Origin of the sequence: Bacillus sp. CCB-MMP212 (genome assembly GCF_022748145.1) — a bacterium.
GTDB classification, from domain to species: Bacteria; Bacillota; Bacilli; order Bacillales; family Bacillaceae_G; genus Bacillus_A; species Bacillus_A cereus.
The window spans coordinates 184,609-210,959 of sequence record NZ_JALDQE010000003.1 but is presented as its reverse complement, the minus strand read 5'-3'; the positions used below and the strand labels follow the sequence as shown (position 1 = coordinate 210,959).

Genomic DNA, 26,351 nt, shown 5'->3' with positions numbered 1-26,351 from the left:
TACCAATTGATTATTTGCTTTCACACATTCTGCTTTTATATAGCTGCCCAATACATTCTTTTTAAAACTTCGCTACCTATAAAAGAAAGAAACATAGAAAGGAGCATTTTTTTAACATATCATATCTAGTTATTTAGATATCTGTTTTTGTGTTTAACATTACATAATTCTAATACTATTGACATCCAATCATGCTCATTTCTTTGTTAATAAATCGATTTCACTTTCAAAATAATAATAAGAATGGAGAGTTTTACAAATGAAAAAAGTAAGTCCTTTGCTTATTCTTACACTAGCAATAGGGGTGTTTGGAATTATTACTACCGAGATGGGTATTGTCGGTGTATTACCACAAATCACTCAGAAATTTGACATTTCAACTGCACAGGCAGGATTTTTAGTAAGTATATTCGCACTAGTCGTTGCTATTTCTGGTCCGTTTTTAATTCTGCTCGTCTCTAGTATTAATCGTAAAATAATTTTATTAATAGCAATCTTTATTTTTGTTATTTCAAATATAATCTACGCTTATACAACACAATTTGAAATCATGCTTATTTTTCGTATTTTACCTGCAGCACTTCACCCACTCTTCTTTTCAATCGCTCTTGTAACTGCTGCTAAACTTGTTCCTCCTGAAAAGAGTGGTCAAGCGGTTACAAAAGTTTTCATGGGAATTACGGTTGGCTTTGCACTAGGTGTACCATTAACCTCTTACCTTGCAGATCAATTTTCATTAGAAATTGCTTTCTTATTCGGAGCGTTTATTAACGCCCTTGCATTCATTGGAATACTAATCTCACTTCCTTCTATGCCCGTTAAAGAAAAAATGTCTTTCGGCAAACAAATTCGTATACTCGGCAAACCAGGGTTATGGTTAAATATTTTAACTGTCACATTCCTTTTTGCAGCCATGTTTTCCGTATACAGTTACTTCGCCGAATACCTTGCAAAAGTAACTTCCATGAATGGATCGCTCATCAGTATCATGCTATTCATATTTGGTATAGTTATGATTTTAGGCAATCATTTATTTGGTAGTCTTCTGCAAAGAAGCATAGTAAATACAGTAATATCGTTCCCTATTTTATATTCTATTGTTTACATATTGGTTTATTATTTAGGTTCTTATCTTGTTCCAATGATTTTTATGGTATTCATTTGGGGAATCGTGCATGCTGGTGGATTAATTGTTGGTCAAACATGGTTAATAAGTGAAGCAAGAGAAGCACCCGAATTTGGTAATAGCCTATTCGTTTCATTCTCAAATCTCGGAATTACTCTAGGAACAACTATTGGAGGCTGGTTCATTTCAAACTTAGGTATTCACCAACTTATTTGGAGTGGATTTATATTTACACTACTTTCATTTCTATTAATTATAATAAAACTAAAATTTTTCACTTCTAATAACCTAGCTTCATTATCAAGCTAGTACATTTCAGTTCCAAATTGGATAAAAAACATTATAAAGTGAAACTTTAATCAGCTCTCACCAATCGGGTGTTTATGGGCAGCCCGGCAAATAGCGGGATAAATTCTATATAAAATACTGGTTATTCTTCTTATAAGATTTTATAAACTATAAAGTATGACACTCAGAGCCTTTAGCTATAAATACAAGTTAAAGGCTTTTTATATAAAAACAAATTTAAAAGGTGCTAATCTTATAGAACATCATCAAAATAGAATACTAAAAAAAGGCTCCATTGCTGGAGCACTCAAAAAATAATATAACTAAACGAATTAAAACAAGGAACAGACAATTAAAATATACAAATAAAACATAATTAAATCTATATATATGTAATATTACATATAAAAATCCTATTTATCGCTGCTATAATAAACTTACTCGATGATTGTTATATTATTCATAGGTTATACCTTCTTAACACCAATTTTACAAAGAAAAAAGACATCTTAATTGATGTCTTTTTTTCTTATATGATATCGACGCAATACAATTAAGATGATTCCAATCGGAAGAAGGTACCTTAGGGTGTCTTTTTTATTTTCCAAAGGACCTGCTCAATTATTGCGTAAATAACATAAAGTAATTTGAATCCGTTAAAATACATGAGTGTACCCTTGTTTTCCCCTCTTATTAAAAGGAGGAACTATTATGGGTTTTGGTGGTAGTTGCGGCGAAGGCTGCGGTTTTGCTGGAGGATTTGCTTTATTAGTTGTACTGTTTATTTTATTAATCATCGTTGGAGCTTCTTGCTTCTGCTAAAAAACTATCAGAAAAGACACTCTTATATGGGTGTCTTTTCTTTATAATAAAGTGAAACTTTATTCCTCCGCATCCCTCATACTGTAATACCCCAAATTAATAATAACCAAGAAATACCCGCCCATAATTCCGGCAGCGAATGTCCACATGAATTCATGGTGTTCAATTTCATACATAATAATCGCACCTAGTATTGCGGCTGCAAACCGATTTATCATTCCGAGCATCGGTGCTTTTTCTTTTTTTACAATGCTATCTCCGAACTTTTCAATACGCCTTCCTAAAATCCAGGCGCAGTACATACTCACCAAAAGGCCAATGCTTATCCCGACAAACTGGGCTGAAAAAGGTGTCATTAACCATCCCAATAACATTACGCCTAGCAAACAATACATTTGTATGTTGAACGATCTTAATGCCATACGAATCATGTTATTCTCCTTTATCTTTCTCGTTGTAATTCCGTATCATCAATCCAATCTTCCAGGCTTCAAGCTTTCAGCTATATCTTTTTTAAAATGAGGGAATTTGATTTTGCTCACCATTAAATAAGCGAGTACGCATGTACCAAACGCCACGGAAACTGGATTATTTAAAAAACATAAAATGAGGAGACACATTGCCGCGAATGGAATCGGCATTCCGATAAATGTCGGGAGTTTGCTTTGCTGTGTGTTAAATCTTGCAAGCCGAAGCATTCCGCAAATACTGTACGCAAGTGCACATATCATCCCGATAAACTGCAAATCTTTTAACGAGGCACTATATGCAAGAATAGACGGTGCCACACCAAAAGTAACTAAATCCGCAAATGAGTCCAACTCTCCACCAATTTCTGAAACAGAATCAAGTTTCCGAGCAACCATGCCATCAAAAAAGTCAAACAGCATACCTGTAATAATAAAAACTGCTCCCAAATAAATATTGTGAACGAAAACAGCGTAAATAGCTAAAAGCCCACATACAAAATTTGCTATCGTAATCATATTTGGTATGAAACTCATAATGCACTTCTCCTCCTTTCTACTAATTGCTTCATCTACGTTCTTACTCATTACAATCAAGATCCTTCTGCTTTTCTTCCAATATCACTTTATTTATTTTCGTTAACGTATCTGTCATTTGCTCTAGGGCGTTTATATCGATTTTAGAAAAATATTTCTCAATTAATACATCATCTAACTCAGACAACCGCTCTATATACTTACTACCGTTTGGACCAAGTGTAAGAAAATACTCCCGTTTATTATTAGGGTTTACTTGTTTTGAAATCATCTTCTGTTTCTCCAATTTCGATAAAACTTGGCTAACGGCACTTTTTGATACATTAAAAGTAGTCGCAATGTGATTTGCCGTCGTGTTTTCATTTAAATTAATATGAAATAGCATGCTCTCTTGCTGTCCTGTAAGACCGAACTCATCTTTCAACTCCTGAAATAGTAAAATGTAGAATTCATTATAAGCTCGGTTCATTTCATTAATTACTTCTTTATACGTTCTAGTCATAGCGTTATTCCTCCATGCTTTTATTTCGTTTTGTCAAATAGTTAAGTTTAATTAACTTAACTATAGTATATCGTTATGTTCGTGTAAAGGGAAATATAACTCTACACTTTACTCACAATGATACAAAAAAGAAGACACTCTTCTAAAACAAGTTTAGTCGCTTCTGTCTCACTGCTTTCCTCATCCAAATACTCGGTATGTCATTCTGAATAATCAAAAATAAAAACAATTAAATTCCATATAGACCCATTACTGGTTAAAATGTTATAATAAAATCACCCTACATAGTTACTCATAGCCAGACTGAGGAACTAGCGTCTTATTAAGTAATGCGCATAACTAAAATAAAAAAGACACTTTACGGTGTCTTTTTTATTTATATTCCTAGGAATTATCTCTTTTATAAACACACTCTATCAAACAGTAAAGGAGACAAACAGATGGAACATCCTGTTGCAAGAGAATTACGTTTTATACGGGTATGTCTTATCATTTTGATTATTGTCATTGCATTCTGGGACCGGGAGAAAACTGTGGAAATTACTGATCACGGTAGCGATCCTATTTTAAACACCAGCAATATGACCCAAGTTGGTGAGAATACATTTGCATACAAAGATGAATCGAATCAAATTAAAATATTTAAGTTTAATCCAGATACAAATGAAATAAAATTAATAAAAGAGTTTTATGCTAACGAATATTAATTACATGAATTAAATAATTCAAATCTGTAGAAGGCACTTTAAAGTGTCTTTTCTTTATGAACTACAAAGTATGAGGATCCAAGTCATTAGCTGCAATTACGACTAAGGCTTTTACTATATAAAAAATAAAACATATTAAGAATAGAATACTCACTTAAATTATTTTTCACTTCACAAACTACATCCAAAAAGTTGGATAGCTTCTTTTACTACTCATATTATTAATGAATAAAGCAATAACTACAATAACAACGGAGCCAATTAAAACTGGTGTTACTAAATAACTCCAACTATTTGCCCCTAAAATAACGATAATCGGATCGGCGCCTGCCGGAGGATGCGTCGTTCTCGTTAACATCATAACGGCTATTGCCATCCCCACCGCTAAAGCAATTGTCCAATATTCATTCCCAAACAAATGATATATTGATAGACCAATGAAAGTTGAAATCAAATGTCCTCCAATAATATTACGCGGCTGAGATAATGGCGCATTCCAAACTCCAAACGCTAATACACAACTCGCACCAAATGGAGCCATTAATAATTCTGTAGAGGTTATGCTCGTTAAATATGTTAAGGTAAGAATTGTTAAAAATCCCCCTAATAGTCCTGTTAAAGAGTCCTTTATATTTACTTGTAATGGACTTCTTCCTTTCCCTTTCATTTTTGTAAAATATCGTACACTTATTGGTTGAGGATCTTTCTGCTTAGTTGCTGTTATATTATCCATCGTTCTCCTCCTTTATTTACCAACAATTATAACCCGACATAACTAACCTGTAAACATTAATTTAAGGGGTTAGTTTTAAAATAAAAAAAAAGAATCAACTGTTATAAGTTGATTCTCTAAACTTCCTCAAATTTTCGATCCTGAAATTTTGCTACCTTTTTCCGGTTCCCACATATTTTCATAGAACACCATTTTCGTTTTCCACTCTTATCTATAAATAATAAAACACAGTCAGGATTTGAACACCTTTTAAGGGAAATAAGCTTATTTTCTGCTATTAACGTTAAAGCGTCAAATGCAATTAACGATGCGAGTACATCCTCGATTTCTCCAACTGGGATAGATACTAGCTGCTGTTCAATGATTTTATATGTAAATGGTGCCTTCTCAATTTGTTTTTCTAAATACGTAATAAAATCATTAGAAATTTCTTGCTGATCAGCAATTGCCTCAAACTGTTTTCTCAATACTTCTCTTACCTCTAATATGCTAGATGTAACTTGATCCATTCGCTTCTGAATTCCTATAAGTGTTTTTTCATTCCAAAAAGGAAGATTAACCTTTATTACATGTAGCCATTCTAATACATCTTCATCTGTTATTAATAAATCATAACGTTGTCCACGCCTAACTAACTCTGTATTTACTAAATCTAATGAGAGATTTCCCGATATAAGCGGGAATTGTTTTGTTTCCTGCATGTACTCATCACCTTCTCTTTAAATAATCATATTCCAAATTAATACAGAAGTACAACTTTTTTATAAACTACAAAGTATGAAGATTAAGGCCTTTAGCCATAATTACGACTAAAGGCTTTTTGTATGTAAGTAAATGAAAAAGGAGCTTATTTTATGGAACATAATAAAAATGGAATTCTTGCTTTAATTGTTTTATTTTTAGGATTAGTGTTTTTTGTTAGTGGAATGGTTTATCATTTATGGGGCTCATTTTAATTTCAACTTTTAGACAGATAAATAATTCGAATCAGAGAAATGTACAACACTTTCCCTTTTCCTTCCAAAATTAATATAATAAGATATAAAATGTAATACATATAAAGGCAAATATATATAGCACTCATTAAAAGTGCTTCTATTTTGGAAGGAAGAAACAAACGATGAACAAAAAGTTATTAGCATCATTATTATGTAGCACATTCTTGTTTGGAGTATCAGCTTGCAGTTCACATGATGCGCCTGCGAAAAATGAGCAGGCGACTTCTAAAAAAACAGAGAATGACAAACTTAGCAGCAAGGATCCGCAAAAAGAACTTCCTACCAATGTAGATTCCTCTGATGTATACATGTCAATGGGATCTGCCGAGTCATTAGATGTTCTAGGGACTGGAGAAGTTAAAGCACAAGGTGTCTTTAAAGTATTAGACATCGCCGTTTATAATCGTAAAGAAGAACCCATTACACTAGATATTAACAACTTTAAATTAATTGATGGATTTGGAAGAGAATATCACATTTCCAATGAATATCAGTCAGTACTTAAAGCTGCAAATATCTCCACATTCAAATTTAATATTGTTAATCCTAATGAAAGTTCGGAAGGAAACATTGTATTTGATGTACCGAAAAACACGCAAGGATTAACTTTAAAAATTAATAATGATAAGTTAGATAAAGAACTCCAATTAAAAGTGGAATAGGCCAATAAATGCGTCTCCCTTAACATTCTCTACCGACATAAAAAAGTACAGTCTTTTCTACAGCAGACTGTACTTTTTTTATCATTTCATTTCACATAACATTCCCTAATTTTTTTGACTAGATGCTCTCCAATCACGAAAAGATGTTGGGCGTCCAGAAAAAGCCCTTTGCTTTGTAACAGATGGTTTTTCTTCAGGAGTCATTGTTTTTTCTTTAAGAGTCGCTGGTTTTTCTTTAAGCGTCACTGATTTTTCTTCAAGAATAGTCACAGCTGTTTGCATTTTCTCTAACTGTTCTTTCAACAATTGTTGTTCAATCTTTAAATCCGTAAGTAAACGTAAAATCATCTCAGAATTAGCCATAAGATCCTCCTTCCCCCAATACACAGAATAAAATACAATATGTAGCAGACGAAATACCGGTGACAAAAATAAGGTCGTCAACTCTTTTTAACTTCCAAAATCCTTTTATTTTTTTAAGGACCTGCTCCATTCATCCTGAAAAACATAAATTAAATTAAATCCATTAATAAATGGTCTTTATGGAAGGAGGAGTTAATATGGGCTATGGAGGTAGTTGTGGTGGAGGCTGTGGTTTCGGCGGCGGATTTGCCTTACTTGTTGTGCTCTTCATCTTATTAATCATCGTTGGCGCTAGCTGTTGGGGCGGCGGATTCGGCTGCTAAGGAGAGGCACTCTTGAGAGTGTCTTTTTTTTGATATGTAGCTCGTATACATATTGTTCAAATCTATATAATTTTTAAAAATATAGTTTTAAAACATATTTCTCAATGAATAAAACAATTTAACATGGTAAAATAATATTTGGATGGGAGTCCAATATATTATTAAAATTAAGATGGTTCAAGTCGAAGGAAGGCACCTTAGGGTGTCTTTTCTTTATGACTTCTATCATCAACAAAGGGTGATACAAACTATTACATATGTTTGTACCACCCTTTATTGATGCGTTTAGACTTCACAGGTGTTGAAGTTTTAGACTTCTCCCTTAGTGTACCCATCTTATTAGAACATCCTGTAATCTGTAGACAAAATGTAGCTAATAAAAACAATATTAATAATTTCTTCAATAAATCCTCCTACATACATAAAACACCATATGTTACAAAATAAACATAACATCAACTCTTTATAAAAACAATACAATCCTCGGTCCTTAAGCTATCTCTTAACATAAGAGTACCGCCACATATTCATCAAGCTAAGATTTTAAAATATCCTCTACTTAAGGAATTTGTAAGTATCAAGTAAGAAAAACGAGAGCTTTGTTTCGTATAATCAAAATATAAAGTGAAGGAAGAAAGATTATTTCTGGGATTAATATGCATGTGACAAGAGAAGAAATCTACGTTTTTTTAGAATAATAATATGAGTATGTCCAAGTTTTGGAGATTGCTTGCAAATATTTTGAAGTTTTCGCACCAGAATTCTAATTACCATACCTGTTTTTTACCATCACATATTGGAGGTTAAAACATGAATAAAAAAAAGAAAATACAAAGATCAGTACTTACCTTTACCCTACTCTTTTCTTTAGGCATTTCATCTTTCCCGCTTACAACAACTATTCACGCAGATACACGCGAGGAACAATCTGCTGAAAAGAAACTAATCTCTTTAACGGAGCGTACATCATTATTTTTTGAATATCTCCAGCAAGGTAAGTATGCAGAGGCACTCCAGTTGACGTCTGCTGCTTTTCAATCCAAATTTACAGCAACCACATTACAAAACTGGTGGACAAAAAGTGGCTGGAGCGGGATAAAAAGCATGGGAACCCCCGTGATAAAAGAACGAAACTTGGTCCATCAGACGGTAGAAATTCCAGCAGCTACCGAAGGAACTACCATACCGCTACTCCTTAAATTCACACCTGGCGGGAAAGTAGATGAAATTGGAGAAAGGCCACCCGAGGAATCTTTTACCATCCCCCATCCTAGCTATGATCAACCTGACTCCTATCAAGAACGTGAAATCGTCATTGGAAATTCTACCTATCCGTTACCAGCGACATTAACAGTTCCGAAACATAAGCGTAGTGAAAAGCTGCCCGTAGTTGTTCTTGTTCATGGTGCTGGCATCCATGATCGCGACAGCACATACATGGGAACAAAAATCTTACGAGACATTGCGGTGGGCCTTTCATCCAACGGAATTGCAGTGTTGCGCTATGAAAAACGTACCTTAGAACATGCATTAAAGATGAGTGCAGAACCCGTTACGTTAGACCGTGATACTACAGATGATGCTATCTATGCAGCAAAATCCGTAGCGCAGCAGGAAGGCATTGATCCAAATAATATTTTCATTCTTGGACATAGTCAAGGAGCCGGTACAATGCCACGTATACTGAGCAAAGCGCCTTCCTCACTTGTCCGAGGAAGTATCTTACTCGCACCACCTGCACGCCCTTTGACTGACATTGCCATTGATCAGTATGAATACCTTGGGGCGTCAAAGGAAGAAATCGATGAATTAAAAAGACAGGCTGCTTTTATTCAGGATCCTACTTTCAATCCTGACCATCCTCCAGCTGGCTACAATTTTGGGTCACCTCATTTTATGTATGATGTTTCTAGGTGGCGTCCAGTTGAAGAGGCAAAATCACGAAAAGAGCCTTTACTCATTTTGCAAGGAGCACGCGATTATCAAGTAACAGTAAAAAATGAATATACAAAATGGCAAGAAGGGCTTGCAAACCGCGGGAATGTTCAGTTCAAAAAATACCCGAAATTGAATCATTTCTTCACGGAGGGTGACGGAGAATTAAGTCTTCCTAGTGAATACGAAATCCCTGCTAACGTTCCCGAATACGTCATCCAGGACATTATTACATGGGTTAACGAGACAAAAAAATAAGAAAACATCAAAAAACCTTCATGCAATTATCATTGCGTGAAGGCTTTTTGAAACTGGTGATTCAGAGATAGCTATTATAATGCATCAAAACGAAAATTATATTTTTCTACGTACTAAATAAAATGCTAAGGAACCCATAATAACAGGTGCAACGAAGTCAAAGAAATATGAAAAAGTAAAAGTAAAAAGAAAAAGAAATGGTATAAGTGTATAGATAACTGCTAGTCCTATAAATAAAGGAATTCCAAATTGAAACTCTCGACATCGTTTAATTTTCCTATATAAAACTTCCCCAATTAGGCAAGCTATAAGAGCTGGTATACTACCATAAGTGACGATAGTTTTTATAAACCCCTGTAAAACGTCTGGGTGAATAAAGCTAGGGTTAAAAATATATGAAATTAAGAACCATCCAAAAATAAAAGCAAATAGACTTGCAGCATAACTAACTACAAATTTTATCAAAGTAAGCAACGTAATCATCCTCACAATTCCCTAATATTATCTTCATTTTATCATTTTCTCTTAAAAAGATTCCAAAAGGGTATACTTGCCCTTCAGCTTTCTTTTTTAACGCTTGTTCAAGACCTATTTTTTGATGTTATTTTGTATAAAAAACTTTTGGGAGCAACCTGTTCTGTTAGGTTGATAGCGATGGGGTGCCGCCAGCATTTCGAAAAAAATCACGCTAAACAAAAAACTATAACAAACTTTCCATATTGGCAACTAAATTACATAAAAAAAGACACTCTAAGGTGCCTTTCTCCGACTCGATAACCACTTTAATTTTACTAATGTGTATTGGACTTTCCATCCTCATCAATGAATGGAAAGTAGAGATGCTTCAATTATGTACCGATCTGGAGCGTCTCCTATATAGTCAAAAGGATAACAAGTTGTTAATGTTAATGTCGGCTCACTTTTTTCTACAATAACTGTTCGATCTTCTGAATCTGTTATCCAATGCTTGTTAATTTCATATGTATATGTTTTATTTTCATATTCCACGATAAGTTGGTCATTTTCCTTTAATTGACCAAGCTCGGTAAAAACAGTATCTCTATGTCCACTTAAAACTGTATGACCATTTCCAGATGGTGTAGTAGTTAAGTCACTAACAAACATACCTACACCCTTTTTTAGTACTTTATCATCAGCTCCCCAATATATAGAGTATTTCTTTTGTATTTTAGGGATAATTAAATATGCTACTTTATCTCCTAACTGATGGTTTACCTTTGAAGCAGGAATTTGTACAGGTTCTTCTTGTAATGAAGTGTCAGTCTTTATCGCTGTCTCTGTTTGATTGATGTTTTGCGTTTCATTTTCTTTAGAAGGTGTGGAGATCTCATATTGTTTAGCCTCGCTAGTTGTTAACGACTCTGCTGATTGTCTAGCACTATACCATTCCAGAAAATAATAGGAAAAGATAGTAAGTCCAATAACAGTTAAACATAAGCCTATCCATTGTTTTTTATTCACTTTTATCACTCCATTTGAAAACGACAGGATTTCTCCTGCCGTTTTAAGGAACTATTTTATGCGTTTGTCTTTTTACGACGGAACATTAATACAGATCCAGCTAATGCTAATCCTAAGCTTGCTAGCATCATTGTAACACCGTTTGATGCTGTATTAGGTAATTTTTCACCTTGTTTTTTTGTTTCTTTTTTCACAACTGTATTAGTATTTTTCTTTGTTTCTTTTGCAGTTGTTTGAGGCTTAGTTTGTTCTTGTTTATTATTTGTTGTTTGGTTGTTTTGTTTTGAATTCTCTTGCTTAGTGTTTTCTTGTTTAACAGGTTCTTGTTTAGTGTTTTCCTGTTTAGTATTTTCTTGTTTAGGTTGTTCTTGAGGTTTAGTAGTTTCTTTATTTTCTGTTGTAGTATTTGTGCTCTTTGGATATTTATAATCTTCACATGGAATGCCGTCTTTATCATTATCTAAACGGTGCGGATCATTTCCAACACCATATCCATTTTGATCCCAGAATGCTTGAGCATCTTGTTGACTTTTAAAATGGCCACAGTTTTTTGTATCATTAGGACTCTTAGCTGCAAATGCAGAAGAACTGTACCCCACTGTTAATAGTGTTACCGCTGTTGCTGAAGCTAATAATTTTTTCATAAATTTCTTTATCCCCCTAAATGGTATGTATTTACATTGAAATATTTTACATTTAAAAAATTAAAAATACAATAATAATTTGTAGATAAATGTAAGATTTCTAGATAATAATACCAAACTATTAATTCATATATTGTCATATTATGTCGAAAGAAAATAAAAAAAGAGCCAAGGCCCTCTTTAATAACTACTAATAACCATAATCACTATTCTCACAGTAATATGAATTTGGTTTATCACAAAAAATATATGTTGTTTGTTGGATAAATAATGGCCTTGATGAGGCGTTAACTGAAGTGGCATTTAACATCCTCAAATAAGAAAGTCCTTGTATCTCCCTGGTGTTAATCTAATTGTTTGTGGAGTTGTGGATTTAAATGTTCTACTAGTCAATGTGACGAACGCAGCAAATACAAAGCTAAAACTAAAACAAATAAGAGTCTTAGTGTGGTTAGTTGTAAAATTTTCAAATAGAGTAATTGTAGAGTTAGGTGGAATTTCAAGACTTGTAAGGTTAGTTTCTGATTCAAAAATTGTAAAGGTCCCTATAAAACTGTTGGTAGAGTTTGAAGAGTTACATGATTATCTTTATTGGAATCAAAATAAACTTACACATCCAAGCTGTTGATGATAGCTAATATTTGATGATCTGTCCATTTGCCATTAATCCTTATATTTTCTTTCGCTATACCTTCTTTTTTAAATCCCACTTTTTCTAATACACGAATAGATGCTAAATTATCAAGCATCGCTCCTGCTTCAATTCTATGTAGCTTTAATTCCCTAAAAGCAAAATCTACAACAAGTTGAAGAGCCTCTGTTGTATAGCCCTTTGCATTATGCTCCTTATCTAAAGTAAATCCCGTATAACAGCTTTGGAGGTCTCCCCTAACAATTTGAGTTAATGAAATGTCTCCAATCAGTTTATCATTTTCTCTTAAAAAGATTCCGAAAGGGTATACTTGCCCTTCAGCTGTCTTTTTTAGAGCTTGTTCAAGACGTATTTTTTGATGTTCTTCTGTATAAAAAACTTCTGGGAGCAACGGGCAAACTCGTTGAAAAAATTCGCGATTTCTAATATGTAAGTTAGCTAACTCGTTAGCATCAGCAGTTTTATAAAGCCGAATATAAATGTGCTTCCCTACTAGTTTCATAACATCCCTCCAACATTTTTATATGTCTAATGAGGAAAAAATATACCGTATACTACATACAGTTGGATATTATCAGGAATCATTTTGCACGAAAGAAAAGACACTCCATATGAGTGTCTTTTCCAATAGTTTTTAGCAGAAGCAAGAAGCTCCAACGATGATTAATAAAATGAATAACACAACTAATAAAGCAAAGCCTCCCGAGAAGCCACAACCGCCACAACTACCACCATAACCCATAATAGTTCCTCCTTTAGATAAGAGGGGAAAACTAAGGTTCACTCATGTATTTTAATGGATTCGTTTCATCTTATGTTTTTTCGTATTGATTGAGCAGGTCCTTTCGAAAACTATTCACATATTAACTATATTTTTAAAAATGAATAATTAAACTATAACAATAAATAGATAAATTAATATAATGTATTAATTCTAAAAGAAGGGAGGAATAGCCATGCAATTAGTTTGTTTTAAAATAGTAAGTGGTCAGTATTTCTTGTTTGTAGAAGGTATTCAAATTCCTGTACCAATTCCAGCAGTTGCTGCAGCTTTATTAATTGGTTTAGGAGTAATTCCACTTTGTTCTTAATGTAAGGAATTCGTATCATTCCTATCTTTCCATTGGAAAAGCCTCAAGTATATGAATACTTGAGGCTTTTCTTATAATTGAGAAAGACACTTTAACGTGGCTGAAGATCTCCTGATTTAACTAATGCGGCCGTTACATCATCACCGAAAGTATTGAAACAGAATACTTTCTCGTCTATCTTATCCATTACTGTAGCTTCACCTATCTTGCCACCTTGAAGTTTAATAAAATAGTTATGTTCTTCTAAAATTTTACTAAAATCTCTGTTTGCCCATCTTTCAGTAATTGCTAATAGCTCTTCTTTATTCTTGAAATTGTTTCCGTTTAGAATGTTTCTTACTTTCTCTGCATTCTTTTTGGACATAGGGGTTGCTCCCTTTCCTTCACACGCTTTTACTTTTTGATGAGTCATGCTATGCATAGCTGAAATAACTTCTTCTTCAGTAGAAGTTACTGTAATGTGAAGTTGTGCATTTGAGCCTTTCACTTCTGCTTCATTCGATAGTGTGTCTTCTTTATTAACCTCTGCAAAAACATGGTCCTCACTCTCAAGCGGGACTTCAGCAAACTGTAACATTCCATAAGTCATACCAGTTGCAAGTACTACTACACCTATAATAGATGCTAGCCAATACGTTAGCTTTTTGTCCATCTTCATTTCCCCTGTCTTCGTTTAAATATCTTAACTAAAGAGTACCATATTTAATTCCTTTTTATTGAAGTGTCTCTAATTTTCACTATAAAAACCGTATAAATTGCTTAATATAAATATAACAACTTCACAATCATGACTATGCCTATTCTCATAACAGGATCTATATACGATGTCACTAAATCATCTGGTGAACTATTAGTTATTAGTACGGCTTTGCATCGTTATTCTCAAAAAGGATAATTATTGTACATACCAATCCTTATGTATGAAGACCCCAAAACAAGTGTTACGAAAAAAATATAAAAAAGACATCTTTTCTAGGGAAAGATGTCTTTTTTATATAAACCTTAATGTTCGTTCTGTAAAACCCTCGCTGCCTTTACTCCTTCTTTCTCTTCTTTTAAGAATAACGATACGATAAATGCAACAATAATAAAGATTAACCCAAGTGCAAATGCACCTTGGAACCCTGACGTTAAACCGTTTAACTTCTCTACTGGATCCAGTGGATTTACGGAGCTTTCCATATACTTAGTTGTTCCTGAAGACATTTTCGAAATAAAGATAGCTGTACCAATTGCACCAGCTACTTGTTGCAACGTACTAAATAGTGCTGTTCCGTGCGGATATAAATCTGGTGTTAATTGATTTAAACCGTATGTTTGTGCTGTCATGACAAACATGAGTCCAACCATTAATACGCTATGCATGACAATAATTTGTACCATTGATGTATCAGGAGTAATGCCTTTAAATAAGAACATTGCAATTCCTACTAAGACAATGCCGGGAACGATAATAACTTTCGGACTAAATTTATCAAATAGTTTACCTGCGATTGGTCCCATTATGGCGCTAATAACACTTCCCGGAAGCATGATAATTCCTGATTTAAAAGCTGTAACGAGTAAAACGGTTTGCAGGAACATCGGTAATAAAGTCATCGTTGAAAATAACGACATCATCACAATGACAATTAATCCAACTGATAATGTAAACATCGGAACTTTAAATGCTCGTAATTCTAAAATTGGATTCTCAATTTTCAATTGTCGAACGGCAAAAATACATAATGAGATAAGCCCAACAATTAAAGTGCCATATACTTTTGCATCGGACCATCCTAAATCACCCGATGCACTAAAGCTATACACAAGCCCGCCAAATCCTAATGTCGATAAAAGGATAGATGGGTAATCTACTTTTGGCCTTGTTAACTCTGAAACATTTTGAATGTACTTCATCCCAATCATAATGGAAATGATCACGATAGGAATAACAATATAGAATAACCAGCGCCAATTTAATGAATCCACAATTACTCCAGATAATGTAGGGCCAATTGCCGGAGCTGCCATCATCACGAGTGCGATTAATCCCATTGTCGCACCACGTTTTTCAGGCGGACAAATGATTAAAATCGTATTCATCAATAACGGTGTAATTAACCCCGTCGCTACAGCTTGGACGATACGGCCAATTAATAAAACGGAAAATGTCGGTGCGAATCCCGCAATTAATGTACCGACTAAAAACGTTACCATAGCGATCAAAAACATTTGTCTCGTTGTGAGCCATTGCTGAAGTAATGCTGTAATTGGAACTAAAACCCCAACTACTAACATGTATGCTGTAGAAAGCCATTGAATCGTTGAAGCCGTTACGTCAAATTCTTTCATTAATACCGTTAACGCATTTCCAAGTAATGTTTCATTTAATAATGCAACCATTGCACCTAAAAGTAATGCAATTAAAATGGGGGTATGTTTCAAATTAGAAGTATCAACTTTGCCACTTGCAGGGCTCTTAGTTGTCATATTCATTTACAGATTCTCCTCCTGTTTCTTACTTAAAAAACTTTAAATACACCAGAACACATGTAATATACTATACATATGTAGATTAAAAAGGGAGAATCAATTTTCAGCCACTGTATATTTAATCTACAAAAAAGGAGAATTGTAGATGAATGATAATGAAAAACAACTTGATTTACGTATTAGACGTACACATAAATTACTGTGGGATTCCTTATTTGAATTAATGACGCAATCAAAACAGAAATATAGTACGATCACGATTAACCAAATATGTGACCGCGCAATGGTACACCGAACAACCTTTTATAAACACTTCGAAGATAAAGATGCTTTATTAGCATTTGGATTTAAACGATACGGCAAGATGATTGCTGAAATACCGGTTTCAGATCGATTAAGTAAACCATTTCAAGTAATGGAACAATTTCTACATCATGAAGAAATCGGTAAAATATTAGAAACGCAAATGTCTGATGAACAATTTATTAACCGAGCACAGCATTTAAGTCACGAAACGAGAAAACAAGAAATAGAAGCGTTAAATCAACTGCACAAAAATCATACGATGCCCAATGATTTAATCATTGAATTTTATTCAGGGGCAATCACCTCATTAAGCGCATGGTGGTTTAAAAGTGAAAGAAAAGTTTCTGCTGCTGAAATGGATAGGTATCTCCACCAACTTATTAATCGGGATATTTTTCAGTTTGAAAAGGAATAAGACTACACCTTTTCAATCATGCAATAAAGTGAAACTTTAATCAGCCCTCACCAATCGGACTTTTACGGACAGCCCGACCCCCACCTAACTTCTTTGCTTCCACTGAATTTTGAGGTGGGGGTCTTACTGCCCGTTAAAGCGGGATCAAATTGACCACAAAATAGGAATATGATATATTTTCCGTAGAATACTATATAAGTATGACATCAAATAAAATGGCATATAATAAAAAGAAGAGATGCGCTAACATCTCTTCCCTAACTGCTACCGCTTAGGGTGGTGGTTATTATAAGCTATTTCTTTTTGCGGAACCCACCCTTTTGCTTGTGACGGCGCGGAGTGGGTTTTTTGTTGTCCTTATCTAGAAGTTGCTTCCGCAAAAAATACGCTGAAACTCCGCGCACATCGTACGTCTTGATTCTGTACTGTCTGTTCCGCTACCAGATACGTAAATGAACGTCATGTTTGGATTTAACTCCGCTAATGTTTTCGCGGCGGATAACATTAAATCAATGAAATAAAACGTCGATAAATTTAAGTTACAAATATTCAGAATTAATATTAAAATAAAAAATGGGGATAGGGGTATGGGATTATAAATTTTATACATAACGAGGGAATAAAAATGAAACTGCAATTAAAAGCGGATTTAATGCTACTACTAGTTACATTCTTTTGGGGTGCATCCATCCTACTTACAAAGCTTGGACTTGATGGCATAGAAGAATATAATTTAATCGCATTACGATTTATTATCGCTTTTCTTTTATCAGGTTTAATATTTTACAAACATTTATTTAAGATCGATTTTAAAACTGTAAAATATGCATTTATACTCGCTTCTGTCTTATTTATCGTTTACATTTTCGCGACTTTCGGTACAAAGTATACAAGTGTTTCTAATGCTGGTTTCTTACTATGTCTCACAGTCATTTTCATTCCGATATTATCAGCTATATTTTTAAAACACATTCCAGAAAAGAAAGTTATAGTAGGAATCATTTTAACGATAATAGGAATCGGCTTATTAACATTAACTAGCGAATTCAAAATCGGTAACGGCGATATATTTTGCATACTGTCTGCCCTGTTTTATGCGATCCACGTCATCATTACTGGAAGCGTAACGAAACATGTGAATTCCATTGCACTTGGAGTAGTGCAACTCGGTTTCGTCGGCCTATTTAGTCTTATTTTCTCATTCATTATAGAAACACCAAAACTTCCTAGCACGATCGACTCATGGCTAATCATATTAGCTTTAAGCATATTTTGCACCGCAGTCGCATTCATCGTGCAAGTAATTGCCCAGCAATACACTACACCTACCCATACAGGTCTTATTTTTTCATTAGAACCTGTCTTTTCCGCAGGCTTTGCTTTCGTTTTCACAGGTGAAACGCTGACAGGAAAAGGATACTTAGGGGCTACGCTTATATTATTGAGTGTGTTAATTGCTGAGTTGGATTTTAAGAGTTTGTTGAGGCCTAATTATAAGAAGAATATAGAGTAAACATTTCAATATAATCAATAAACATACCCCAGAAAAATATGAGTTTATATTATTTTCATTCTCTTCACTTAGATTTTCTTTTTAGATGCTATCTTCAAACAAGGTAGCATCTAAAAAATGTTAAAAGGAATCTCTCCTTAGTATCTTCTTATACTTGATGTAGTTTGCATACTTGACCTTTTCTACGTTCTTTAATTACTTACTGAATATAGTCATACAGATTTTTCGCTAACAATAAACTAGTTACTGTAATGAAAAGGGCACGAACATACCCGCTTCCTTTTTTTATAGCAAATTTGGAGCCAACAATCCCTCCAGCAATTTGAGCAATCCCCATTATAAAACCATATGCATAGTTTACTTGCCCTACATACATAAACATCAACAATGCACCAACATTACTTCCTAAATTAAGAAGCTTCGCATTACCTGCTGCTTTTAAAAAATCATACCCAATAAATAAAAGAGAGAACATTAAAAACGAACCTGTTCCAGGACCTAGAAATCCATCATAAAAACCAATAGCAAAAATAAAAAAGGTAAAAATAATGACGTGTCGACCAGACAATTTCTTATGAGTGGAAATACTACCCCAATCCTTTTTGAATATCGTATAAATAGCGACCGCACCAAGCATAATCAACATCAATGGCTTCAGTACTTCTGGATTCATTAAATGAACGGTCCATGCCCCTATTATGGAACCTATGAAAGTGAGCGGAACTAATTTAAACGCCGATTTCAAATCAAGATTACCAGAACGATAAAACACAATATTACTAGTTGCACTTCCCATTGTCGACGCTAGTTTATTCGTAGCTACTGCACTTGCTGGATTCAGTCCTGTAAATAATAAAGCTGGTAAAGCAATGAGTCCACCACCACCTACAACTGAATCAATAAATGCAGCTACAAATCCAAAAACAATCAAAATCATTAATACAGATGGGTCTAAATAAAAATCCATACTATTAACCTCCCCTTTAGTCACTATTCGAATAGTAACTAATAATTTGCTAAATGTAAACAGTTATTGTAACGTTGAAATATAAATGCAAACATCGGAGGACGAAAAAAGTGGACTACATAGTGCAACAGCTTAAAAAAATTGGTTTCAATGAATATGAAGCTAAATCTTATGTATCTCTTGTTAAACAAGGGCCTGTCACAGCCTACCAAGTGAGTAAGGATTCGGGTGTCCCAAGAGCGCGAATTTATGAGATTTTAGGTAACCTTGTAGAAAAAGGAATTGTCATGAAGGAAGAAATAAATGACACCACTCGCTATTCACCTCTACCTGTTGAAATCTTTTTACAGAAGGCGCAATCAGAATGGCAATCTACTTATGAAGGAATAAGTGATTCATTAAAAACACTAGAAACTTCCGAGGAAAAAACGGATAATCGAGTGATTACTTTAAAAGACAATCAAACAATCATTAGCTATTGTCAGGCATTAATAAAAAAAGCAGAACGACGTATTGTCATTTCAATGTGGGATGAGATGTATGAAGCATTAAAAGAAGATCTATCTGAAGTAGCTGATAAAGTTACAATACAAGGTATTACCCTGCATGTTGAAAATCCCATTAAAAATCTAGAAGCCCATCGCATAACACCTTATACAGAAACCTTGTCTACAGAACATTGGTTTATTTTATCGATAGATTCTAAAGAGATGATTTATGGACCATCACTTGAAGAGCGTAATATTGCTTTTTATACAGATGACCCCGTTCATATATACTTATTAGAGGATTATGTATGGCATGATGTTTTAGTAAATCGACTTGTCCGACGTAGCCAAGATGACTTGCAGCAATGGATTACTGCAGAGAGAAGATCTTTCTTTATGGGGAAATGAGGAATATATTCAAGAGCAAACCAAAAGATTTGCGTATTAAACCTAACAACTTCTCCGTACAAAAATAGCCGACTATTATATAGTAAATATTCGGCTATTTTTGTATAAATTTATACAGACGCTGCCATTACCCCGGCGATTAATGAGATAAACGCTTCTCCCATTCTTTCACCTTTTCAATTGTTACATCTAATTTTTTAGCTATTTCTTCTACACTCATTCCTTTAAAGAGCATTCCAGCTGCCGAAAGTGCTTTATCAATTTCTTCTTGCTTCTCTTGTTCATATAAACGACCTACTTTTGTCATCCGTAACCACTCCTTTACCTTTTTATATGCCTTCTTCTATTTTATCATCCAATCTCCACAAACCGCCCAAACTCCTTCAAAAACCTCAACTTAAAACTCCCCACAGGCCCATTCCGATGCTTCGCCACATGAATCTCCGTCATCTCTTTCTGCATCGTTTCCTTATCGTAATAATCCTCGCGATACATAAGCATAATGACATCCGCATCTTGCTCAATTTGTCCTGTTTCTCTTAAATCAGATAAAAGAGGGCGTTTATCTTGACGTGACTCTACAGAACGAGACAATTGCGATAACGCTACTACACAAACATTTAACTCACGTGCTAATAACTTAAGCGTACGAGAAATCTCACTAATCTCTTGAAATCGATTTCCCTTATGCTTCGGATCACCCGTAATCAGCTGCAAGTAATCTACAATAATTAAAATCTTTTTATCACCGTGCTTCCTCTTTAACTTACGCGTTTGCATCCAAATATCTTGCACCGTAACGCCTGCATTGTCGTAAATCTCAAATGGCAACTCACCAATCTCCGCAAACGCCTTACTTACCTTCTCCCAATCTTCCATCGCAAAACGATGCTTCGGATTTTTCAGCCTACCTCCTGACACTTCACCTACACAAGATGCCATTCTTTTTAACAATTGCTTACTACTCATCTCTAACGAAAACAATCCAACCGCTACTCCAGACTTCGCCGCATGCAATCCAACATTAAGCGCAAACGCAGTCTTCCCCATAGAAGGACGCGCACCAAGAACGACAAAATCACCTTCCTGCAATCCGCACGTCATTTTATTTAACGATGTATAACCAGTCTCAATACCAGTAATCTCTTTCACATCTTGATGAAGCTCCTCATACAAATCAACTAACGCATCCTTCAAATCAAACTCACATACAGAGTCTTTCTCCTCTAATTCACAAAGTGCCGTAATCGTCTCACCGATAACTTTCTCACTCTTCTCCGCAATAAGACGCTCTCCCATCTTGTGCCCGAGAACACCAGCCTGATACATTTTCCACGCACCTCGAACAAGCCCCTCATAATAAGAGAAGTTGGCAATTGTAGGCACACCATCCATTAACCCTATAAAATACTCCATTCCCCCGATCCCCTCTAAAAACTTCGGATCTACCCTAGAAATGAACGTCACAAGATCAATCGGTTGCCCCTCTTCTTCCATTTTTCGCATTAACTGAAATATAGACTTGTGCACCGACAGAGAAAAATACTGCTCCGTCAAACGGCACTCCTTAATAAGCTCTCCATCAATTAATAGAGAACCTAATACCGTCTTTTCCGCCTCCACATTTTGAATACTCATGGACGCCACCCGCGCTCCGCTAAAAAGCGCTGCAACTCTTCCTCAGACGGCGCATTCTTCTCCCACTCCTCACACCTCGCCAAAAACTCCTCCGTCTCCCCGGTACTAACAGACGACTCCTTCTTCCTAAAGCTCGCCGTATCAGCCTCAACCTCACACACTTTCGTAAATCCTTTCCCGTGCCATCCTCTCAAAATCCCCTTCACATAAGCAACCGTCCGCTTATTATTCTCAAACGCAATTTGAAGAGCCTTCAGCACAAGCTCCTCTGACAAATCTTCCATCCACGCACTCAGTTCCTCCACAGTATGAGGAGACAAACTACCGAAATGTTGCTCATAAAAAGAAAACACACGACTTCCCGTTTCTTCCTCTATAACCTCTTCTTCCGCCTCTGTCTCCTCACAAACTGGATCAACATCATCCACAGCCAAATCACTCGGCATACCGAAATGCGCTAAAAGCATCGGAACATTCATCTCTTCCTCAACGCACTTCTGAAGAAACATATGTACAAACTCCTTATTCTTCACACCCTTCAGCTCACGAAGTACACACTTCTCCACATTCATATTCGTCACAGGATTATAACGAAGCCAATTTAAAACGAATAACTCTCGCGTATCCACATCATACAGAATCTTCCCATAATCAACAAAGCGCTGCACAAGCTTATCAACAGTCTCCCGATTATAACCCGTCTCCATCTCAGCTAATCGCTTCGGAAAAGGAAAAATCCCACACTGCGTCGTCTTCGAACAAGTTAATAAGTAAACATAAAAATACCGCTCCTCCGGCGTCAAATCCAAAACAAAATCATCCTGCCAAAAATTCACCTGCACATTACGATACACCGCCATCCTAATTCCTCCCGTCTCCGTTCAAAATAAAAACCTCTTCATAATATATATGGGAGGTTAGTCGGGTTTTTGGCGTGTTATTTTAAATTTTTTTTGACTACTACTACGGTGTTTGTTGTTGTTTTTGTTTTGTTATGTTTTTTCTTAGTGATTTATTACTTGGTAGGGGCTTGTAAGGGGCTTAGGAGGGGCTAGTTATCAGTTACTTCGATTAGGAAGACTCGATCCGAAAAGCCGCCTCGTTCTTCTGCTTTCTTTTTACGGATGTTGTTGATTTCTTCTAGTGTTGTGCCTTCGTGTTCGGCTAGGGCGTTTATTAGTTCTAGTAGGTCGGATAGTTCTTCTAGTTTATGTTCTTTTGTGTCTGCTTCTAGGTATTCGGTTAGTTCTTCTTGTGTTTTGTTGCAGATTTCTTTTATGTATTCTTCTTCGGGTAAGATTCTTGTTGTGGGTGTTTTTCCGTTGGATTTTATTATTTGTGGGATTTTGTTTCTGATTAGTTTGTTGTAGGTTGGCATTTGAATCCCTCCAGGATTAGGGTTTTAATGCTCTAATTATACCATATAAGATTTAGTCCTTTTCTTTCTGTTTACATGGGATAGCTACTTAAACCATACATTTTAATCCAATAAATAAGGCTGTATCAAAAACATACTACGATGTCATTTTGATACAGCCTTATCTTATCTACTAATACTACTATCACACTAAGCATTTTTGAGCTATACAAGCATTAAAAATTCAATCTACCTACAAAACATTACTATCCTTTAAATAATCATAAAGCTTATTATCAACCGATTTCTCCATAATCATATTCATCGTAACAACCGGTAGTTCTTTTCCATTTTTATCTTGCATTTCAGTTTGTTCTACACTTGCTTTATCAGGTCTCGCTTTTCCTAAATAGTAAAAGTCGCTCCCCTCGTCATCATCTTTTTTCACAAAAATATGAACATCAATATTATTTTCTTTAGCGTCAATAATTGTTTGAACTTCCTTCGATTTTAATGTTCTATTACTTCTTGTATACCATTTAAGAACATCTTGATTAAGGAATTCATCACCGTAGTCCACACTGGATTCTACCTCATCATTTTTATGGTATGTGATAAATATTGGACAAGTATAATATTTTGTCTTATAACCATACATAGTTGAGCTCTCATCATTATGCCAATTTAAAAGTTTACACACATCTTTTCTTGAGTATTTTTTATATACAGTAAGGTTACTATCACACTCATAGTTTTTGCCCTTTTCCTTCGAACTTCTAACGATGTCCATAACCATATACTTAAAGTATTCATTTTGTTCTAAGCTTTTTCGAATAGAATCATTAAACATATATATCTTATTGTTTTGTAAAGAGAGAATTGGCTTTTCTCCATATTTCTTTTGACTGTTTTGTGAGAAAAACTCTAATTCAAAAATTCGTTGTACTGAAGTAATCGTTTCATCATCTGTTAAGCAATTAGATTGTTCAAGTTGTTTTACATACCCATCCTTATCAACTTTTTCTTTCTTTAATAATAAGTCTAACAAAACGATTTCGTTTTTACGTTTTCCATTTAATACTTCCAATGAAAGCATTGTTAAAACTTTGTTTTCGTACTCTGTTAATGTAGGCACATCTTCTTTCATTTTCAATAGGAACTGATAATAGTTCGAATATCCATCTACAAGTACAACTGGATCAATAGAATGGTTTACTATAAAGTCATATAAATATGGAATTCTTCCTATTCTATTTTTCAACTCACCAAACGCTTCCTTTAATACTTTCATTGCTGTTAAATTACTATTATTAATAGCTTTAAAGATTTGTTTTTTCGCTATCTCCTCAAAGTTAACTGTTGAAATACCTTTAATATAACTCGTGTCATTTGTATATCTGCGTATATTATCTTTATTTTGTGATCTATCTCCTGAAAGGGCAATTGGAATTAAATAGTTGTTTTTATAGTTTCCAATGAAATCAATAATCGTAACAAAATCTTTCGAATCATGTTTCCGAAGTCCACGCCCCAGTTGCTGTATAAAGATAATACTTGATTGAGTTTGTCTTAACATAACAACTTGATTCACACTCGGAATATCAATTCCTTCATTAAATATATCTACCGTTAAAATATAATCAAGTATGCCATTTTCTAATTGATTCACGCGCAATTCTCTTTCCTCTTGGGAATGATCTCCTGTTAATGCAAATGTGCGAAAACCTCTATTATTTAAGGCATGTGATAATTGTTCTGCTTCATCTTTTCGGCTGCAAAACATTAGTCCTGTTACTTTCTCACCAGAAAAACCATAATATTTACTTTTTCAACTATGTGATCTACTCGTTCTTCCGTAACAAGTTTAGATAAAACAGTAGTGTCATCTATCTTTTCACCATTATATTCAAAATCAGTTACTCCAAAATAATGGAAAGGACAAAGCATATCTTCTTCAAGTGCTTCTTGCAATCGAATTTCATAAGCAATGTTGTAATCAAATAGCTCATAAATATTAAAATTATCTGTACGTTCAGGTGTAGCGGTCATTCCCATTAAAAATTTCGGTTTAAAATAATCAATAACTCTATGATAAGAACCAGCACCTGCTTTATGAACTTCATCTATTAAAATATAATCAAATAACCCAGGATCAAATTGCTGTAAATTTTCTTCTTTTGAAATGGTTTGGATCGTCGCAAATAAATATTTAGCATTTATTTGTTTATTTGACCCTGATAAAATTCCAAAGTCCTCATCTATCCCACCAAGAACTTTTTGAAAATCAGATTTCGCTTTATTTAATATTTGCTCTCGGTGAACAATAAATAACATCCGTTTAGGTGCAAAATTTCTGACATCAAATGCTGAAAGATATGTCTTCCCCGTTCCTGTTGCAGAGATAACTAAGCCTTTTTCTTTTCCGGCGTCTCGAATAGCTTGTATTTCTTGTAACGCAGCTTGTTGCATTTTATTTGGGGTAATTTTCAAAGCTTCTTCAATTGAATTGTGATATTGACCAGGTAATTCTATAACTCGATCTAGTAACTTATTTTCTGCAGCTTGCTCATATATTGTTTCGTAATTTGCAATCAACTCTTCGGTTAATACTTGAGAATGCTCCCAAACTTCTTCAAATTGGTTTTTAAAATGCTGTACAATCTCTCCATCTTCATGCGATGTTAACTTAACGTTCCATTCATAGTTTACCTTCAAAGCATGTGCAGTTAGATTTGAACTACCGACAATTAATGAACAATGTGTTTTATTATCAAATATGTATCCCTTTGAATGAAAACCAGATAAGTTTGTTAATCTTACTTCTACATTTTCAAGTTTCATTAATTCTCTAAACACTTTTGGTGTATTAAAATTTAAAAATGTAGATGTTAATATACGTCCTTTAACCCCTTTTTGTTTAAGATCAAGGAAATGTGATTTTAAAGTCGCCAGTCCACTTTCTGTAATAAAAGCCACTGAGAAAATAAAGGATGTACTGTTTTCAAGCTCCTCCAACAATGAGCTTAAAACATTTTCATTTTTTTTCGTATTATTTACTAATAACTTAGGTTTATATATTCCGGGATGATTATGTTTTTGATCAATAAACCCTTTATATAAAGACCCCTCTAATTTTTGAATAAAATTCTCCATATGATCACCATTTATGACAATTTTTTATATTAATTGTATTA

Annotated in this window: 28 protein-coding genes and 2 pseudogenes; 10 read left to right on the top strand and 20 right to left on the bottom strand. The window is 34.5% G+C overall.

The genetic code is table 11. The features are described 5' to 3' along the window. Nucleotides 1-259 precede the first annotated feature (259 nt). Entirely contained in the window at nucleotides 260-1,435 is a 1,176-nt protein-coding gene (locus MRP26_RS09445) for an MFS transporter (RefSeq protein WP_063246235.1), read from the top strand. 690 nt (nucleotides 1,436-2,125) lie between these two features. Then, nucleotides 2,126-2,236 carry a YjcZ family sporulation protein gene (locus tag MRP26_RS09440; RefSeq protein WP_000505669.1) on the top strand — a complete coding sequence of 37 codons (111 nt, stop codon included), beginning with the start codon at nucleotides 2,126-2,128 and terminating at the stop codon, nucleotides 2,234-2,236. A 59-nt stretch (nucleotides 2,237-2,295) separates the two neighbouring features. Here the strand turns inward: MRP26_RS09440 and MRP26_RS09435 are convergent, their stop codons facing one another. Genes MRP26_RS09435 through MRP26_RS09425 form a run of 3 tightly spaced genes read right to left on the bottom strand, consistent with a single transcriptional unit; the run spans nucleotide 2,296 to nucleotide 3,742 of the window. Next, a complete protein-coding gene (locus MRP26_RS09435; RefSeq protein ID WP_064532720.1) occupies nucleotides 2,296-2,667 on the bottom strand; it encodes an ATP synthase subunit I in 372 nt (123 codons plus the stop codon). 39 nt (nucleotides 2,668-2,706) lie between these two features. Then, the gene (gene pssA / locus MRP26_RS09430; protein WP_242806122.1) at nucleotides 2,707-3,291 is read right to left on the bottom strand and encodes a CDP-diacylglycerol--serine O-phosphatidyltransferase; all 585 of its coding nucleotides are present in this window, start codon (nucleotides 3,289-3,291) and stop codon (nucleotides 2,707-2,709) included. Continuing rightward, nucleotides 3,284-3,742 (bottom strand): MarR family winged helix-turn-helix transcriptional regulator, encoded by a 459-nt coding sequence (locus MRP26_RS09425; RefSeq protein ID WP_000198941.1) that lies wholly within the window; start codon nucleotides 3,740-3,742, stop codon nucleotides 3,284-3,286. The genes pssA and MRP26_RS09425 overlap by 8 nt, the downstream gene beginning before the upstream one ends. Nucleotides 3,743-4,182: 440 nt before the next feature. Between MRP26_RS09425 and MRP26_RS09420 the strand changes: the two genes are divergently transcribed. Further along, a complete protein-coding gene (locus tag MRP26_RS09420) occupies nucleotides 4,183-4,449 on the top strand; it encodes a YmzC family protein (protein ID WP_000400965.1) in 267 nt (88 codons plus the stop codon). A gap of 178 nt (nucleotides 4,450-4,627) precedes the next feature. On the opposite strand, the gene MRP26_RS09415 is transcribed toward MRP26_RS09420, so the two are convergent. Both MRP26_RS09415 and MRP26_RS09410 read right to left on the bottom strand, forming a co-directional pair. Next, nucleotides 4,628-5,182 carry an HPP family protein gene (locus tag MRP26_RS09415; RefSeq protein WP_000368840.1) on the bottom strand — a complete coding sequence of 185 codons (555 nt, stop codon included), beginning with the start codon at nucleotides 5,180-5,182 and terminating at the stop codon, nucleotides 4,628-4,630. Nucleotides 5,183-5,298: 116 nt separating this feature from the next. Then, nucleotides 5,299-5,883 carry a CGNR zinc finger domain-containing protein gene (locus MRP26_RS09410; RefSeq protein WP_001158435.1) on the bottom strand — a complete coding sequence of 195 codons (585 nt, stop codon included), beginning with the start codon at nucleotides 5,881-5,883 and terminating at the stop codon, nucleotides 5,299-5,301. Nucleotides 5,884-6,302: 419 nt separating this feature from the next. Here MRP26_RS09410 and MRP26_RS09405 point away from each other — a divergent pair, with 419 nt between their 5' ends. Beyond that, nucleotides 6,303-6,842: a DUF4352 domain-containing protein gene (locus MRP26_RS09405; RefSeq protein WP_001035579.1), complete on the top strand. Its 540-nt coding sequence runs from the start codon at nucleotides 6,303-6,305 to the stop codon at nucleotides 6,840-6,842. Between the two features lie 105 nt (nucleotides 6,843-6,947). Here the strand turns inward: MRP26_RS09405 and MRP26_RS09400 are convergent, their stop codons facing one another. Then, the gene (locus tag MRP26_RS09400) at nucleotides 6,948-7,205 is read right to left on the bottom strand and encodes a hypothetical protein (protein WP_000013694.1); all 258 of its coding nucleotides are present in this window, start codon (nucleotides 7,203-7,205) and stop codon (nucleotides 6,948-6,950) included. 197 nt (nucleotides 7,206-7,402) lie between these two features. Between MRP26_RS09400 and MRP26_RS09395 the strand changes: the two genes are divergently transcribed. Continuing rightward, on the top strand, nucleotides 7,403-7,528 hold the full coding sequence (locus MRP26_RS09395; protein ID WP_000540377.1) for a YjcZ family sporulation protein: 126 nt from the start codon (nucleotides 7,403-7,405) through the stop codon (nucleotides 7,526-7,528). A gap of 810 nt (nucleotides 7,529-8,338) precedes the next feature. Then, nucleotides 8,339-9,721 (top strand): alpha/beta hydrolase, encoded by a 1,383-nt coding sequence (locus tag MRP26_RS09390; RefSeq protein ID WP_098679563.1) that lies wholly within the window; start codon nucleotides 8,339-8,341, stop codon nucleotides 9,719-9,721. A gap of 96 nt (nucleotides 9,722-9,817) precedes the next feature. Here MRP26_RS09390 and MRP26_RS09385 read toward each other — a convergent pair whose 3' ends face one another. The 6 genes and pseudogenes from MRP26_RS09385 to MRP26_RS09360 all read right to left on the bottom strand — a co-directional run bounded on the left by MRP26_RS09385 (nucleotide 9,818) and on the right by MRP26_RS09360 (nucleotide 13,241). Next, nucleotides 9,818-10,204 carry a hypothetical protein gene (locus MRP26_RS09385; protein ID WP_053565118.1) on the bottom strand — a complete coding sequence of 129 codons (387 nt, stop codon included), beginning with the start codon at nucleotides 10,202-10,204 and terminating at the stop codon, nucleotides 9,818-9,820. A gap of 28 nt (nucleotides 10,205-10,232) precedes the next feature. Next, nucleotides 10,233-10,352 (bottom strand): annotated as a pseudogene (locus MRP26_RS09380) (GNAT family N-acetyltransferase); the annotation flags it as partial. 188 nt (nucleotides 10,353-10,540) lie between these two features. Continuing rightward, nucleotides 10,541-11,203 carry a class D sortase gene (locus MRP26_RS09375; RefSeq protein ID WP_242806121.1) on the bottom strand — a complete coding sequence of 221 codons (663 nt, stop codon included), beginning with the start codon at nucleotides 11,201-11,203 and terminating at the stop codon, nucleotides 10,541-10,543. Between the two features lie 56 nt (nucleotides 11,204-11,259). Beyond that, nucleotides 11,260-11,847 (bottom strand): excalibur calcium-binding domain-containing protein, encoded by a 588-nt coding sequence (locus tag MRP26_RS09370; protein ID WP_000734536.1) that lies wholly within the window; start codon nucleotides 11,845-11,847, stop codon nucleotides 11,260-11,262. Nucleotides 11,848-12,455: 608 nt separating this feature from the next. Continuing rightward, nucleotides 12,456-13,001: a GNAT family N-acetyltransferase gene (locus MRP26_RS09365; protein WP_044783246.1), complete on the bottom strand. Its 546-nt coding sequence runs from the start codon at nucleotides 12,999-13,001 to the stop codon at nucleotides 12,456-12,458. Between the two features lie 132 nt (nucleotides 13,002-13,133). After that, complete coding sequence (locus MRP26_RS09360; protein ID WP_000540375.1) at nucleotides 13,134-13,241, bottom strand: YjcZ family sporulation protein; 108 nt, start codon at nucleotides 13,239-13,241, stop codon at nucleotides 13,134-13,136. Nucleotides 13,242-13,455: 214 nt separating this feature from the next. Here MRP26_RS09360 and MRP26_RS30765 point away from each other — a divergent pair, with 214 nt between their 5' ends. Further along, nucleotides 13,456-13,590, top strand: a complete 135-nt coding sequence (locus tag MRP26_RS30765; protein ID WP_001177693.1) for a hypothetical protein — start codon at nucleotides 13,456-13,458, stop codon at nucleotides 13,588-13,590. A 91-nt stretch (nucleotides 13,591-13,681) separates the two neighbouring features. On the opposite strand, the gene MRP26_RS09355 is transcribed toward MRP26_RS30765, so the two are convergent. Continuing rightward, the gene (locus MRP26_RS09355; protein WP_000358716.1) at nucleotides 13,682-14,242 is read right to left on the bottom strand and encodes a PRK06770 family protein; all 561 of its coding nucleotides are present in this window, start codon (nucleotides 14,240-14,242) and stop codon (nucleotides 13,682-13,684) included. A 350-nt stretch (nucleotides 14,243-14,592) separates the two neighbouring features. Next, nucleotides 14,593-16,068 (bottom strand): MDR family MFS transporter, encoded by a 1,476-nt coding sequence (locus MRP26_RS09350; protein ID WP_242806120.1) that lies wholly within the window; start codon nucleotides 16,066-16,068, stop codon nucleotides 14,593-14,595. Nucleotides 16,069-16,210: 142 nt separating this feature from the next. Between MRP26_RS09350 and MRP26_RS09345 the strand changes: the two genes are divergently transcribed. Together MRP26_RS09345 and MRP26_RS09340 are read left to right on the top strand one after the other, a co-directional pair. Next, nucleotides 16,211-16,786: a TetR/AcrR family transcriptional regulator gene (locus MRP26_RS09345; protein WP_242806119.1), complete on the top strand. Its 576-nt coding sequence runs from the start codon at nucleotides 16,211-16,213 to the stop codon at nucleotides 16,784-16,786. Nucleotides 16,787-17,411: 625 nt separating this feature from the next. Beyond that, nucleotides 17,412-18,299, top strand: a complete 888-nt coding sequence (locus MRP26_RS09340; RefSeq protein WP_000776058.1) for a DMT family transporter — start codon at nucleotides 17,412-17,414, stop codon at nucleotides 18,297-18,299. Between the two features lie 199 nt (nucleotides 18,300-18,498). On the opposite strand, the gene MRP26_RS09335 is transcribed toward MRP26_RS09340, so the two are convergent. After that, the gene (locus MRP26_RS09335) at nucleotides 18,499-19,266 is read right to left on the bottom strand and encodes a TSUP family transporter (protein WP_197241388.1); all 768 of its coding nucleotides are present in this window, start codon (nucleotides 19,264-19,266) and stop codon (nucleotides 18,499-18,501) included. Nucleotides 19,267-19,376: 110 nt separating this feature from the next. On the opposite strand from MRP26_RS09335, the gene MRP26_RS09330 reads away from it, so the two are divergent. Then, nucleotides 19,377-20,162 (top strand): TrmB family transcriptional regulator, encoded by a 786-nt coding sequence (locus MRP26_RS09330; RefSeq protein ID WP_242806118.1) that lies wholly within the window; start codon nucleotides 19,377-19,379, stop codon nucleotides 20,160-20,162. A 139-nt stretch (nucleotides 20,163-20,301) separates the two neighbouring features. Here the strand turns inward: MRP26_RS09330 and MRP26_RS09325 are convergent, their stop codons facing one another. The 5 genes and pseudogenes from MRP26_RS09325 to MRP26_RS09305 form a co-directional block, all read right to left on the bottom strand. Further along, nucleotides 20,302-20,469: a hypothetical protein gene (locus MRP26_RS09325; protein ID WP_000169783.1), complete on the bottom strand. Its 168-nt coding sequence runs from the start codon at nucleotides 20,467-20,469 to the stop codon at nucleotides 20,302-20,304. Between the two features lie 44 nt (nucleotides 20,470-20,513). Further along, complete coding sequence (dnaB, locus tag MRP26_RS09320; RefSeq protein WP_197241389.1) at nucleotides 20,514-21,800, bottom strand: replicative DNA helicase; 1,287 nt, start codon at nucleotides 21,798-21,800, stop codon at nucleotides 20,514-20,516. After that, nucleotides 21,797-22,660 (bottom strand): DnaD domain-containing protein, encoded by an 864-nt coding sequence (locus MRP26_RS09315; protein WP_197241390.1) that lies wholly within the window; start codon nucleotides 22,658-22,660, stop codon nucleotides 21,797-21,799. Before MRP26_RS09315 ends, dnaB begins: the two co-directional genes overlap by 4 nt. Nucleotides 22,661-22,851: 191 nt before the next feature. Beyond that, nucleotides 22,852-23,178, bottom strand: coding sequence for a nucleoside triphosphate pyrophosphohydrolase (locus MRP26_RS09310; protein ID WP_001143680.1), 327 nt, complete (start codon nucleotides 23,176-23,178; stop codon nucleotides 22,852-22,854). A gap of 232 nt (nucleotides 23,179-23,410) precedes the next feature. Beyond that, a pseudogene (locus MRP26_RS09305) lies at nucleotides 23,411-26,310 on the bottom strand (DEAD/DEAH box helicase). Nucleotides 26,311-26,351: the final 41 nt, after the last annotated feature.

Coding starts and splice junctions, on each gene's coding strand:
- MRP26_RS09445 (WP_063246235.1), top strand. CDS start 260: ATGAAAAAAGTAAGTCCTTTGCTTATTCTTACACTAGCAATAGGGGTG.
- MRP26_RS09440 (WP_000505669.1), top strand. CDS start 2,126: ATGGGTTTTGGTGGTAGTTGCGGCGAAGGCTGCGGTTTTGCTGGAGGA.
- MRP26_RS09435 (WP_064532720.1), bottom strand. CDS start 2,667: ATGATTCGTATGGCATTAAGATCGTTCAACATACAAATGTATTGTTTG.
- pssA (WP_242806122.1), bottom strand. CDS start 3,291: ATGAGTAAGAACGTAGATGAAGCAATTAGTAGAAAGGAGGAGAAGTGC.
- MRP26_RS09425 (WP_000198941.1), bottom strand. CDS start 3,742: ATGACTAGAACGTATAAAGAAGTAATTAATGAAATGAACCGAGCTTAT.
- MRP26_RS09420 (WP_000400965.1), top strand. CDS start 4,183: ATGGAACATCCTGTTGCAAGAGAATTACGTTTTATACGGGTATGTCTT.
- MRP26_RS09415 (WP_000368840.1), bottom strand. CDS start 5,182: ATGGATAATATAACAGCAACTAAGCAGAAAGATCCTCAACCAATAAGT.
- MRP26_RS09410 (WP_001158435.1), bottom strand. CDS start 5,883: ATGCAGGAAACAAAACAATTCCCGCTTATATCGGGAAATCTCTCATTA.
- MRP26_RS09405 (WP_001035579.1), top strand. CDS start 6,303: ATGAACAAAAAGTTATTAGCATCATTATTATGTAGCACATTCTTGTTT.
- MRP26_RS09400 (WP_000013694.1), bottom strand. CDS start 7,205: ATGGCTAATTCTGAGATGATTTTACGTTTACTTACGGATTTAAAGATT.
- MRP26_RS09395 (WP_000540377.1), top strand. CDS start 7,403: ATGGGCTATGGAGGTAGTTGTGGTGGAGGCTGTGGTTTCGGCGGCGGA.
- MRP26_RS09390 (WP_098679563.1), top strand. CDS start 8,339: ATGAATAAAAAAAAGAAAATACAAAGATCAGTACTTACCTTTACCCTA.
- MRP26_RS09385 (WP_053565118.1), bottom strand. CDS start 10,204: ATGATTACGTTGCTTACTTTGATAAAATTTGTAGTTAGTTATGCTGCA.
- MRP26_RS09370 (WP_000734536.1), bottom strand. CDS start 11,847: ATGAAAAAATTATTAGCTTCAGCAACAGCGGTAACACTATTAACAGTG.
- MRP26_RS09365 (WP_044783246.1), bottom strand. CDS start 13,001: ATGAAACTAGTAGGGAAGCACATTTATATTCGGCTTTATAAAACTGCT.
- MRP26_RS09360 (WP_000540375.1), bottom strand. CDS start 13,241: ATGGGTTATGGTGGTAGTTGTGGCGGTTGTGGCTTCTCGGGAGGCTTT.
- MRP26_RS30765 (WP_001177693.1), top strand. CDS start 13,456: ATGCAATTAGTTTGTTTTAAAATAGTAAGTGGTCAGTATTTCTTGTTT.
- MRP26_RS09355 (WP_000358716.1), bottom strand. CDS start 14,242: ATGGACAAAAAGCTAACGTATTGGCTAGCATCTATTATAGGTGTAGTA.
- MRP26_RS09350 (WP_242806120.1), bottom strand. CDS start 16,068: ATGAATATGACAACTAAGAGCCCTGCAAGTGGCAAAGTTGATACTTCT.
- MRP26_RS09345 (WP_242806119.1), top strand. CDS start 16,211: ATGAATGATAATGAAAAACAACTTGATTTACGTATTAGACGTACACAT.
- MRP26_RS09340 (WP_000776058.1), top strand. CDS start 17,412: ATGAAACTGCAATTAAAAGCGGATTTAATGCTACTACTAGTTACATTC.
- MRP26_RS09335 (WP_197241388.1), bottom strand. CDS start 19,266: ATGGATTTTTATTTAGACCCATCTGTATTAATGATTTTGATTGTTTTT.
- MRP26_RS09325 (WP_000169783.1), bottom strand. CDS start 20,469: ATGACAAAAGTAGGTCGTTTATATGAACAAGAGAAGCAAGAAGAAATT.
- dnaB (WP_197241389.1), bottom strand. CDS start 21,800: ATGAGTATTCAAAATGTGGAGGCGGAAAAGACGGTATTAGGTTCTCTA.
- MRP26_RS09315 (WP_197241390.1), bottom strand. CDS start 22,660: ATGGCGGTGTATCGTAATGTGCAGGTGAATTTTTGGCAGGATGATTTT.
- MRP26_RS09310 (WP_001143680.1), bottom strand. CDS start 23,178: ATGCCAACCTACAACAAACTAATCAGAAACAAAATCCCACAAATAATA.